13 protein-coding genes are annotated in these 11,176 nt (G+C 62.5%); 6 read left to right on the top strand and 7 right to left on the bottom strand.

Annotated elements, in window-relative coordinates:
- Positions 1 to 671: 671 nt before the first annotated feature.
- Positions 672 to 1,169, top strand: a complete 498-nt coding sequence (locus WDW90_RS31580) for a hypothetical protein (RefSeq protein ID WP_336491530.1) — start codon at positions 672 to 674, stop codon at positions 1,167 to 1,169.
- A gap of 301 nt (positions 1,170 to 1,470) precedes the next feature.
- Here WDW90_RS31580 and WDW90_RS31575 read toward each other — a convergent pair whose 3' ends face one another.
- Positions 1,471 to 1,908, bottom strand: coding sequence for a hypothetical protein (locus tag WDW90_RS31575; protein WP_336491529.1), 438 nt, complete (start codon positions 1,906 to 1,908; stop codon positions 1,471 to 1,473).
- A gap of 112 nt (positions 1,909 to 2,020) precedes the next feature.
- Positions 2,021 to 3,040 carry a transporter family protein gene (locus WDW90_RS31570; RefSeq protein WP_336491528.1) on the bottom strand — a complete coding sequence of 340 codons (1,020 nt, stop codon included), beginning with the start codon at positions 3,038 to 3,040 and terminating at the stop codon, positions 2,021 to 2,023.
- A 750-nt stretch (positions 3,041 to 3,790) separates the two neighbouring features.
- On the opposite strand from WDW90_RS31570, the gene WDW90_RS31565 reads away from it, so the two are divergent.
- On the top strand, positions 3,791 to 4,015 hold the full coding sequence (locus WDW90_RS31565; RefSeq protein WP_336491527.1) for a hypothetical protein: 225 nt from the start codon (positions 3,791 to 3,793) through the stop codon (positions 4,013 to 4,015).
- A 53-nt stretch (positions 4,016 to 4,068) separates the two neighbouring features.
- Here WDW90_RS31565 and WDW90_RS31560 read toward each other — a convergent pair whose 3' ends face one another.
- The 3 genes from WDW90_RS31560 to WDW90_RS31550 form a co-directional block, all read right to left on the bottom strand.
- Entirely contained in the window at positions 4,069 to 4,656 is a 588-nt protein-coding gene (locus WDW90_RS31560) for an NAD-dependent epimerase/dehydratase family protein (RefSeq protein ID WP_336491525.1), read from the bottom strand.
- Positions 4,657 to 4,759: 103 nt separating this feature from the next.
- Entirely contained in the window at positions 4,760 to 5,179 is a 420-nt protein-coding gene (locus WDW90_RS31555; RefSeq protein WP_336491523.1) for an MmcQ/YjbR family DNA-binding protein, read from the bottom strand.
- A gap of 90 nt (positions 5,180 to 5,269) precedes the next feature.
- Positions 5,270 to 5,710: a hypothetical protein gene (locus WDW90_RS31550; RefSeq protein WP_336491522.1), complete on the bottom strand. Its 441-nt coding sequence runs from the start codon at positions 5,708 to 5,710 to the stop codon at positions 5,270 to 5,272.
- Between the two features lie 627 nt (positions 5,711 to 6,337).
- Between WDW90_RS31550 and WDW90_RS31545 the strand changes: the two genes are divergently transcribed.
- The 4 genes from WDW90_RS31545 (at position 6,338) to WDW90_RS31530 (ending at position 9,056) form a co-directional block, all read left to right on the top strand.
- The gene (locus WDW90_RS31545; RefSeq protein ID WP_336491521.1) at positions 6,338 to 6,910 is read left to right on the top strand and encodes a Ros/MucR family transcriptional regulator; all 573 of its coding nucleotides are present in this window, start codon (positions 6,338 to 6,340) and stop codon (positions 6,908 to 6,910) included.
- A 249-nt stretch (positions 6,911 to 7,159) separates the two neighbouring features.
- Positions 7,160 to 7,603: a Ros/MucR family transcriptional regulator gene (locus WDW90_RS31540; RefSeq protein WP_336491520.1), complete on the top strand. Its 444-nt coding sequence runs from the start codon at positions 7,160 to 7,162 to the stop codon at positions 7,601 to 7,603.
- Between the two features lie 436 nt (positions 7,604 to 8,039).
- Positions 8,040 to 8,366, top strand: a complete 327-nt coding sequence (locus WDW90_RS31535; protein ID WP_336491518.1) for a hypothetical protein — start codon at positions 8,040 to 8,042, stop codon at positions 8,364 to 8,366.
- A gap of 78 nt (positions 8,367 to 8,444) precedes the next feature.
- The gene (locus tag WDW90_RS31530) at positions 8,445 to 9,056 is read left to right on the top strand and encodes a 5-formyltetrahydrofolate cyclo-ligase (protein WP_336491516.1); all 612 of its coding nucleotides are present in this window, start codon (positions 8,445 to 8,447) and stop codon (positions 9,054 to 9,056) included.
- Between the two features lie 444 nt (positions 9,057 to 9,500).
- Here WDW90_RS31530 and msrA read toward each other — a convergent pair whose 3' ends face one another.
- Both msrA and msrB read right to left on the bottom strand, forming a co-directional pair.
- The gene (gene msrA / locus WDW90_RS31525; protein ID WP_336491515.1) at positions 9,501 to 10,244 is read right to left on the bottom strand and encodes a peptide-methionine (S)-S-oxide reductase MsrA; all 744 of its coding nucleotides are present in this window, start codon (positions 10,242 to 10,244) and stop codon (positions 9,501 to 9,503) included.
- A 34-nt stretch (positions 10,245 to 10,278) separates the two neighbouring features.
- Positions 10,279 to 10,755, bottom strand: a complete 477-nt coding sequence (gene msrB / locus WDW90_RS31520; protein ID WP_336491514.1) for a peptide-methionine (R)-S-oxide reductase MsrB — start codon at positions 10,753 to 10,755, stop codon at positions 10,279 to 10,281.
- Positions 10,756 to 11,176 lie beyond the last annotated feature (421 nt).

Here is an 11,176-nt window from a genome sequence, read left to right as displayed (position 1 = left end):
GCCCAGCTCCCGGAAGGGGGCGCGAGCACCCTTCAGCCCAGGCGAACCTGGCCCCGCGAACGGCACGGCGCGATGCAGCTGAGTTGCCTCCCCTTCCACGTCTGCCTGTGCTGCCAAGCAGGAGCCCTGAGCCTTGGTTGGGTGCGAGGGACGAACACTTCGGGCTTTGGTGAGCTAAAATCGTGCTCCCGAGCACGACCGGCATGGGGCCGAAGAAAGTGGCGGGCATGGTCGTGATCATTACCGCAATGCTCCAGCAGCAGGGTGGTACAGAGAGTACAGGTGGTACTGCAGGGCGAGAGTGAGCCACCTGGGGTGGTACAGCGTGATACCGGTCCCAGCGTAGGGAACGCCTGTACCACCCGTACCTTGCTCGGTACCGCCTCATTCAAGAGTTTCCCCTTCGAGTACCACCTGTATCGCCTGTACCACCCAGCACCGGACAGCGTTCGAAACAGCGAAGAACTCTCAGGAGCTTAATTCGGGCCCTTGCAGGGCAGTGATAGGGGAGCACCAGATTCGTGGCCCCCACCGGCCGATATACAAAAAGGAGCAGGAATCAACGGTGTAGGCCAACAATCACGATCGGTGCGTGCTCTTTGTCATCTTTCTGATCTATGATGCGGCGTCACGTTTGAACGCGTCGGCGCGCACCGCTGTGGGTCCGAGTCATGGCCTGGATCAACTTTAGCCCATACCGGCTGCTCAAAAACGGCCACACCATCTTCAAGATGCCAAAGTTAAATGCCGAAGCGCGAGCAGAGTTTATCAAAGAGCTCAATGAACAATCGGCGCTGTCCCTGCGGTACATCATGCCTCCGACCTGCATTCTACATCTGCTTGCTCTTCCACTCGCGTCCGAGCTTTATCCTAAGCAGTTTATTGCCCTGCTATGCTACCACCTATTTGTGGCAGCGGGATGTGCAATTCTGTTCCTAATGATCTTTAGCACATATGCCCAGATGCATATGCTGAACGTCGGATTGCCCATCTGGTTTTTAACAGCCGGCGCAGTAGCGATTACTCTAGGCGTTCTAGAAAATGGAGTGTACTATTATATAAGCGCTGCGATATGTTGGAAATGCTTGGGCGGCGGCGGCGTAGAAGGCAGCGGCCCGAGCAATGTCGCCTTCCTGCAGAGCAAGCTTGGCCCTGACCCATGCTGCTAGGGGACCGGAGGCGTGCTCCACCAGTCGCCGAGCCATACCGAAGCGTCCGGTACGGTAGGCCAAGGCCGCCAGACGGTCGGCTCCGCTCACCTGTCCGAGGCCACCCTGCTCGACGGCATCAACCAGGGTGATGAGCACGGGATTGGGCGTGACGCCGGGTTTCCGCTGACCAGCATCGGTAAGAAATGTTTGCTCGGGTAAGTCTGAGACACGGGCCAGGACATAGGTGGGCGTCGCGGGGCGGCAGGCGCGCATCTCCTGACCCCGGGCAATGCACGCCAATCATCCGAGCACCTAGCTCTCAACGTACATACTTGGTCGAAATGCCGAGCCGCTTAAGGGTCCGAGAGATTGTGGAAAGTGCGCTCACTTCAACACCATGGTCGGCCAGGCTGGCCTGAATCCTGGCCAGAGTGATCCCAGGCTGACAGGCGAGGTTGCGCAACAGCTCGGCATGTTCCTCCAAGACCGGACGCCGAGCATCCCTTCCGACACCGGTCGCGGCATAGTCGAGATTTGGCGGGAAGCGCGCGGATTTCCGGCCCAGGTGAAGCGAGTCGATTCGCAGAACCTGCAGCGCGGTCCAGCGCTTTCCGTTCGGCGGAGGCACTGCACGGACGTTCAGCACGTCAGCGAGTTGGTCAGGCGCATTAACGCCGGCAGCTCGGAGTTCGGCGAGGATTGCAGTGATTCGCCCAACGAACTCGACCTGCCCCTTGTGTCGGGCATGGCTTGGCACCTGCGGCTCCTCGCTCCTTCGGCCCTGAGCCGTAGCATCGCTCTGCAAAAACAAAGCGCCGGCTCTTGAGGAGCCGGCGCCTGTATCACGTGCCGCTGATGGGGCGAACAGATCAGTACTTGCGGATGAGCGGCGCCGGGGGCGGGGGCGGAGCAGCGGCCACCGTGTAGAGCGGCGCGATGATCCGGAACCAGCCTTCCGTCGAGTAGGCCGTGCGGCCGTTCGGCAGACCCGTGAAGGGCGAGATCTGCTGCGTGGAGCTCACGACGTCGCGGGCGACCCAGGCCTGAACCGTGAAGGGCCCGAAATCGTAGCCGATGAGGCCGCCGAGTGCGAAGCGACCGCCGCCGCTCGGGCCGACCGAGCCGCAGATGCCGCCTTGGCCAAGGCAGCCGGCCGGGAAGTTCGCCGGGCTGAAGCGCAGCGGACCGCGGTTCGACAGGTTGGTGGTGCCGTAGCCGATGGCGCCGATCTCGAACTTGCCGAACTTCTTCGTCGCGGTCAGGTCGAGGTTGAGGGCATCGGATGGGAACTGGTTGCCGTAGAAGCCCGGGATGCCGCCGCGGCCCTCGAAGCGGGCGGGAACGTCGTAGAAGTTGTAGGTCAGGTTCGCGGTCAGGTTCCAGCCGTCGCCGGTGTAGCTGATGGCGAAGCCCTGGCGGTAGGTGTTCGAGGCCAGGATGCCGAGGCCGCCGCCGCGACCGGCGTTGAGGTCGTTGAGGTAGACACCGGCGAGGTAGCTGACGCCGACGTTGCTGCCGAGATCCCAGGCGAAGATGCCGCCGACGAAGGTGCCGACGTTGATGCTGGTGTCACGGCCGTTCGCGGCGCGGCTGAAGGTGAACACGGTAGGCGGGGCGATGGCCAGCTCGACGCGGGCGCCGAGGATCTGCCACGGGGTCGACCACACGAGGACCGGAATGTTGACGGCGGTGTCGACTGAGGTCGCGTTCGGGCCGTCGGGGCTGCGGTACGTGAAGGTGTTGATCGCGTAGACGCCCTCGGGAAGCGGAGCGCCGACCGCGAGGCCGACCTGCTCACCTGGAACCGTCGTCGTCTGCGCGTACGAGGCCGTCGCCGTCATGCCGACCGAGAGCGCCACCGCGCCGGCGGCGAGCCATTTCATCGTCATTTTATCTTTCCTTCCCAAGGATTTCAGGCGTCCGCCCCGTAGCCTTGCGCACGTCATTGCCGGCACGCCGTTAAAGTCGGCTCCCGTTTCAATGGTGCCAAGCGCCCCCTTACGGCCCCACCTCAAGTCTCAACCCGAGGAACTATTCTACAGCGCAGCTCAAAAGGACAGCGGGGAATGGCGCAGTTTGACACGTCGGCGGATGGGAGTTGCAGAAAAGCCGCATTTCCGCTGCGGCGCAGCATGGCCAGGAGCGTGTTTCCAGTGGTTAACAAGTGGTTACCGCCGACCTCGGCTTGCATCGTTTCGCGGAACGCGAAGGCACTCACGCCCGAATCATCGCGCCAGAGAGCCGTCATCTACTCACGCCGCTCTGACTGCACCTCTTTTCGTGGATGCAGTACCCAGAACTGTCCAGCCGGAAGCATTCGACGTCTATGAAGACAACGGGACCAGGATGGTGCTTGCCTTTAGGTCGCGGATCGACCGAGACGCTCCCTTGTGTCTGTCCAACGTCCGGAAGACAAGAAACCAGACTCGGAAGATTTAATGAAGTGCGGTAGTCAGACAACTACGGCCTGCGATCGCTCGAATCACCTGATGGTTTGGGCGTTTCGCCTCTCCTGAGCGAGGAGGCGCGATGCTGTCGGACGCACACCCAGGCTGTGAAGCCGCTCACAGAAACAGGCGACGCAACATAGCAGGCTTTGACGCGATCACGCTGCAACAGAGCCTGCTTACATCCGCGCCATGACCAATCGCAGCCTCTCCCCGGCCCGGATCCCGGGCTTTCGCCTGCTCTGGTGCCCTCTGGCCCTGAGCGTTGCCATAGTGGCCCTGACTGTCGCCTGGCTCGTTCGACCGCGTGACCTCGACTTCGACAGCGACGGCTTTCTCTCGTCCGCCATCGGCGCAGTCGGTGTGCTGCTGGCCCTCTCAGCACTGCCATTGCCATCGGTCGCGCCCGAGGAGTGATAAGGCAGGAGGGCCAACTCTCCGCACCCACCCCTCGAGAGTGACGACGCCTATCAGCCGAGCTTCCCGACAGCGTAGCGGATCGCGCAACCTGGACCCGCCCAAGCCAGAGCCTCGTCAAAGTGGCGGCACAGCGATGGCACATCCACCCGCAGCGCCTCGTTGAAGTCGTCGGCGCAATCCGAGTCAGGATCGAAGTAGCCCGGTCGCAGGCACACGGCCGGGTTGCCCGTCTGATCCGCCCAGGCACGCACCATTGCCTCCCCGGCAAGCTTCGAGGCCGCGTACCACGTCGTCCGGTCCGACAAGCCCCAGGCTGGGGCATCGGCCCAGACGGAGCTGGCGAAGATCAGCCGACGCACGTCAGCCCTGAGGCAGGCTGCCACGACCGTCAGGGTCGCCAGCGTGTTGCCATAGCCGCCGCGCTCGAACGGCGAACCGGGATCCGGATCAGCCGCGAGATGCACCACGGTCTCGATGCCCGTGAAGGCCGGGGCGCAAGCGTCAGGTCCTTGCAGGAGATCCACGGCGAGGTCGGCGCCGATGCGGTCGAGCCCGACCACGGCTCGGCCTTGCCAATGCTGCTGCAGCGTGCGCCCCATTCGTCCCGCGGCACCGGTGATCAGGACCTTACCCGTCACTGAGGCTCCTCTCAGGGTTCAACAGCCGCGTCATGATGAAACCCGAAGCGCGCAGCCCGGTTCACGGAGCCCTCCTGGGCCCGTGCCGCGCTACGCTGTCCCATCATCGAGGCTCCTCGCCGCGCCTCGGCTGTCTCTCTGCCGATGCGCGCGATCTTGAGCGCTGCACCTGCTTCGACGCGCGTTCGCGCCAAGCTTGTTCGAGGAGGCGCCTGAGGCTCGCCTGCACCACATAGGCAAGATGGACCCGCAGCAGCGGATGGCCACCCAGCTGGCCCGCGGCGGAGAAGGTTCTCGGTTCGGCCTCGCTCAGCATCTCGCCCTCATCAGCCCCGATGGGGACCAGCAGCGAGACGCCATCCTCACCCAGCCAAGCCAAGCGCCGTTGGCCAATTCGGAACACGGGTCCTGTCAGGCTCATGCGCTCCTGCACGCCGGGCAGTGCGAGGGCAGCTCGGCGCGCAACCTCAAACCAGATGGACGGTTTCCTACCTCGGTGCGCCGGGCCGCTCCGCGATGCCATGGCCGGTCTCGACAGCTGGACGAAAGACAACGCGCCGGCGGCGCGAGGAGGAGCCGGGACGTGAGCGCGGGTGACGAGACCTCTCGGAGCTTAGGTAATCTTGCGTTGGCGGTACTGCTCCGGCGGCTGCGGGTTGTTTGCAGGATTTGTGTCGTGCTTTGACAGCCGCTCGATCAAGTTGCCTCCCACGAGCGGCTGCAGGTCCGTCTCGAGCGCATCCGCCTCGTCCCTGCTGTAAATCTCCCTGCCATTCACATGAAGAGCGAAGGACTTGAGGTGCTTTGCCCGCTTCGCCGGGTCCTCAATGGTGGCTTTGGTCCAGGCATAGAGCGGGTAGGCCTCAATCCCGTGCCGTTCTGCTTCGGCGACGTAGCCTGCGAATGCATCGAACTGCGACATCATCGTCGCATGGTGTTTGCCAAGAATGACGGAAAGCGGAGCGAGTGCCGGGCTGTCAAGGTTAGTCCGGGCGGTGTCGACAAGCTCGTCAGGCAGATAGACCCGCAGTTGATATTGCCACTGCTCGCTCATGTTTTGTTCGCTCACGGCCGCGCCATACTTCGTAGGCGTGAGCCCGCCCTGTTTCGCGGTCAACCCGCACGGCTGGGCTGTAGAGCGACGGGCGTCGTGGGCGTTGGGGGAGTGTCTGACGCTCGCCCCGGATCGCCGATGTGGACACCCACCGCCCGGGCCGAGCTTACGCGCGAGAGCTTGCCTGTAGTCTCAAGCGGCGTGCTGATCAGCTCCGCACACACTCTGAGCTGTCCGATAAGTCATTCTTAAAACTGTGAGGCATTCGGTTTACTGCAGAGCGGAAGCAGGGGGACAGCCAGTAGTGCAGCGTGATGCCGGCCTGAGGTAGGGGCGACCTGTCCCGCCCTGTACCCCGCCCGGTACCGCCTCCGCCCAAGATTTCCCCTCCGAGTACCACCTGTACCCCCTGTACCGCCCAGCGCAGGATGGCGCCCTAGAAGATCAACTGACCGCTGAGATGAGCTGAGGCAGTTCCTTCGATCTCTGCACAACTCACTGAGTACGCCCTATGACCCACATCTTTGTCGCGCGCCATATTCTGAATCGCGTAATTTCATCGATAATGTCATGCCTCCTGCCGCGGAAGACGATCTGGCTGCAAGAGAGCAGAGGAGGGGCTCGCAAATGAGTGACGCTGAACAGGTTGCGCGGGAGAACTACGTAGAACTCGCTGCCGAGATCGTCTCGGCCTACGTGTCGAACAACTCGATGCCGGTAGGTGAACTGCCTGCCTTGATCGCCAGCGTTCATGCCGCGCTGAGCGGAGCTGCCTACGGCTCACATCAGGCCGCCGGGCCGGGGCGGGTGACGCCTGCGCAGATCAAGAAATCGATCACACCGGATTACCTCGTTAGCTTCGAGGATGGAAAGCCGTATAAGACCTTGAGGAGGCACCTGACGCTCCGCGGCTTAACAGCGGACGAGTATCGGGCGAAGTGGGGTCTACCTGTCGACTATCCGATGACCTCGGCGAGCTACTCGGCGCAGCGCTCGCTTCTTGCCAAGGAGCTCGGTCTGGGCCAGCAGCGTCGGAAGTCTTCTCCGAAGCCGAAAGCCAAGGCGGCGGTCTTGGCCGAGGCCGTGTCCGAGGCGCCGAAGTCGCGCCGTGGTGGACGGAAGTCCGCAGATTCTTCCGCTGCCGCTGATACACCAGCCAAAGCCCGCAGCCGGCGCAGCAACGCCGATGCGACAGCCTGACCGTCCGTTCAATTCGGCCCCAGGCCCGCTCGGCTGCCAAAGACGCTGACTGAGCGGGCTAGTAAGAGCATCGCCGCCGGACTTAACAGCCCCTCACGCCTAAACCGCGAGATGAAAAAACTAGTTGTTAGCTCCTGTATTATGTATTTTTCTATAGCTAGTACTCATTCGTTTGGGTATAGCCAGCCCGTGCGCTTGCGCTTCCCGAAACTTGCGGCAAAGTACGTAGACGTTTAGCTGGAGATCCCCATGGAAACGGAAGTCGCTGCGTCGCAGCCGCATCATCAGGATAATCTCTTCATCGAGCGGGCCGCCGAGCTTGTCTCGGCCTATGTGGCCCGCAATCATGTGGCGGCTGGGGAACTCCCAAACCTGATCCATACCGTGCATGCCTCGCTTGTTGGTCTTTCTCAACCTAAACCGCCCAGCAGCGAAGCTGTTGAGAAGCCGACCTCTGCTCAGATCAAGAAGTCGATCAGATCAGATGCGCTGGTCAGCTTCATCGACGGCAAAGCCTACAAGACGCTCAAGCGCCATCTCACGAAGTACGGGCTTGAACCCTACAGCTACCGTGAGCGCTATGGCCTGCCGAAGGACTACCCGATGGTGGCCGCCAGCTACGCCGCCCAGCGCTCGGAACTCGCCAAGAATAATAGCCTTGGCCGACCAAGAGCTGCGCAGACGAGTGCTTAGACACGAGAAGGAAAGGGCCGCAGGAAACCACTCTTATCATCTGTTGCCACTTCGCTGCGCAGCAAGGCCAATTAAATCTCGCCCTTCGCCGTCGGCAAATACCGATGACTACGCCGCCCAGTCAGCCGAAAGCGCAGACCAGCCGAATGGGATTCTGTGCAGAACCGCATCGCCTCTCGCCTGGCATGTGGAAACTGCGATGTGAATGGTCACATCGAACCGGAAGTTACCTTCGATAGGGTCCGATCAAGCTCTCGCATGATCCAACGCTTCAGGCGAAGTTTCTGAGACCGCGTCATGGCCGCCTCCCGCGAAGAAGTAGATCGTCGGACCTGATCGTTAACAGATGGCTAACGACCACACCTGTGTCGACAGGATGGTCGAAATCGCCGCATCTGTCTCCGAGTGTTTGTAACGAATGGTGAGGTGACCGCACATGAGCACACACCCGAGTCGACCAGCGGAGCAATGGGCCGGGATCATCACCGAGGCCTATGCGGCCAAGACGAGACCGCCTCTGACACGCCAACTCGTGGACGAAGTGCGCGACATTGTCGCCGAGACCCTCAAAGATGTGGAGGCGGCGGACATTCCGGACGCCGAGTGGTGCGAGCGCGTGAACTTGATCCTGGATCGCAGCGAGATGTCCCTCCACGCTGCGGTAGGCCCCCGCCTGGCGGCCATCGATGACGCTGCGGGAATTGCCCTGATGGTGCACCGCTCGGAAGCGGGACGTCCGCTGCGTGCCTTCGGCGGTCAGTAGGTGAGCCGCTTCGCGGTGCATCAGCACCGATGGTTTGACGTCTAAGGAATGAGCAAGAGAGTGGCGGAGAGCTGGTCGATGAGTGACATGTTCAACATCTCCGATCCCGGTCCGGAATTGCCGGCTGCTAATGCGGATTGGCCGGTGGTCCGTGACTGGCGCAAGCAGACACGCGCTAAGCTGCTCGAGCAGCGCATCGGCATCTCCGCCGAGGATCGTGCGGCCTGGAGCGAGAGGATCAGTCAGGCCCTGGCTGCAGCGCTCGAACCCTATGCCGGCCAGCTGATCGGCTTCTACTGGCCCTTTCGCGGGGAGTATGACCCGAGAAGCATCCTCTCCTCCATGCGGGATAGGGGTTCACGACTTGCTCTGCCGGTGATCGTGGAAAGGGAGCAGCCACTTGTCTTTCGCGAGTGGTCACCGGGCAGCCTGATGACGCAGGGCGTCTGGAACGTGCCGACGCCTGAAAGTGGTGAGGCAGTGCTTCCCAATCTTTTGGTCGTGCCACTGGTCGGTTTCGACGAGCAGGGCTACCGGCTTGGCTATGGCGGCGGCTTCTATGACCGCACGATAGCCGCCATGCCGACCAAGCCGCGGACAATCGGAGTCGGATTTGAGCTTGGGCGTTTGGAGACGATCTACCCGGAGCCGCAGGACATTCCGTTGGACAGCGTCGTCACGGAGCGATGACGCGAGCTCTGACGGTGGTTGCGAGCGGTATACTCTTGGGTGGTACAGAGGGTACAGGCGGTACTGCAGAGCGAAAACGGGCCATCTGAGGTGGTACAACAAGCGGGACAGCGTGGGACCGGCAGGCTGCTGACGGGAGTGCAGTGCCGCCCTGTACCCTGCCCAGTACCGCCTTATCTGAGCATTTCCCCTTCGAGTACCGCCTGTACCACCTGTACCCTGCAGGGGAGGGTGGCTCCGCACAAAACACTGCGGGGGGCGGGGCCGCCTACTTGGAGAAGGTCGGATGTAGATGCTGAGTCTGTGCTTCTGCTGAGGCCGCCTTTTCACACGCGGTTTGCTTCGGGCTTGAGCCCGTTAACGACGTTTGAAAATTGGGCCGGACCAGCCCCTCCTGCGGCTCATGCGAGACGTTGCGGCAGGCCCGAGTGGGTCTCGCCAGATTCAGCTCGGCGGTCGGTCGACGAGGACGGGCTTGGAGGTCGCGCGCTCGGGGAAGAGCCTCTGCAGATCGCGCAGTTTCGGGGCGTCATTCGCAACGATGTAGAGATGGCGAGGGTGTAAGGCCATGAAGTCCTGGTGATAGTCCTCAGCCGGATAGAAGACTGCATCCCGTTCGATCTTCGTGGCGATCGGCTGGGGATACAGCTTGGCTGCTTCGAGCTGAGCGATGTAGGCCTCCGCCACCCCCGCCTGCTCGGCGTCGCTCGGGAAGATCGCCGAGCGGTATTGCGGGCCGGTGTCCGGACCCTGACGGTTCACCTGTGTCGGATCGAGGGCGACCGAGAAGAAGATCTGCAGAAGTTGGTCGTAGCGGATGACCACCGGATCGTAGGAGATGCGCACCGCCTCGGCATGATCGGTCTGGCCGGAACTGACCGTCTCATAGGTTGCGGTCTCCCGGCTGCCGCCGGCATAGCCCGACACAGCTTGCTTCACGCCGCGAACATGCTCGAACACGCCTTGAACACCCCAGAAGCAGCCGCCGGCCAGCGTGGCGGTGCGTAACCCATCCGTGGGTTCCATCGCTTGCAGAGCCGCCTCCGGCAAGCGCCGGCTCGCTTCTTCCGCGAGCCCGTAGCTATGCAAGCCTGCGAGGAGGCCAACCCCGGCCGCGGCCGCGGCCGCACTTGGCCAGAGACCCGGCCAGAGGCGGCGGGCGAGGCGATTGAGAGTCAGGCGGATCATGGATGTCTCCTGAGGCGCGGCAGACGGTGAACGGTCAGGTGGGGAGAAAGCGCAGAGCCGCACCGTTCATGCAGTAGCGGTTACCCGTGGGGGGCGGACCATCGTTGAAGACGTGGCCGAGATGACCACCGCAGCGGCGGCAATGCACCTCCGTGCGGCTCATCCCGAACATCGTATCCGAGGCGGTACTGACCGCATCGGGGAGTGGCGCCCAGAAGCTCGGCCAGCCGGTTCCGCTCTCGAACTTCGTATCCGACGAGAACAGGGGAAGGTCACAGCCGGCGCAAGCAAACCGGCCCGGCCTCTTCTCGCCGTTGAGCGGGCTTGAGCCGGCGCGTTCGGTCCCATGACCCCGAAGGATCGCGTATTCGGCGGGACCGAGCTGACGCCGCCACTCGGCATCGCTCTTCACGATCTCGAAGTCTTCGGCGGCCGCCCGACCAACGGTGCGCAGCCCTGCCAACACCCCGAGGAGAGAGGCTCCCGCATACAAAGATTGGCGGCGGTTCATGGGCGGCTCCTCCTGCCGAAACGAGTGTCATCGATCAATTCGCGCCTGGGCTCTTTCAATTACATAGTGCGGGCGTTTTCTCCGTGCGCTCCAATTTGGAGAACTTCCAGAAGTCAAATCTTTCGTGGCGAAGATGCTGATGAGGTGCCGGGTTTGTTTTACATGGTGTGGCAATAATATAGCTTGCCAGAGGTGCGGAACGAAGTGCCGGTATTCGACCTTACCGGGATGCCGAACATGACGCCTCGATTTGCCGCCTTGCTGCTGCGGTCGCTCTGCTTTCTGCCGCGCTAAACCCTGTGCCGGCCTCAGCGCGCGAGCGTCGTAACCGATCGGCTGGGACCACGCCCGGTCTGAGCGTGGTGTGCTAAGCTGCTCGGATGTCGGTCGACGAGGAGCGCATCGACGAGGCGGTGCTCGC

Source organism: Methylobacterium nigriterrae (assembly GCF_037106235.1).
In the GTDB taxonomy this organism is placed as follows: domain Bacteria; phylum Pseudomonadota; class Alphaproteobacteria; order Rhizobiales; family Beijerinckiaceae; genus Methylobacterium; species Methylobacterium nigriterrae.
Note: the sequence above shows the minus strand (reverse complement) of the source record. Positions and strands in the feature narration are given on the sequence as shown.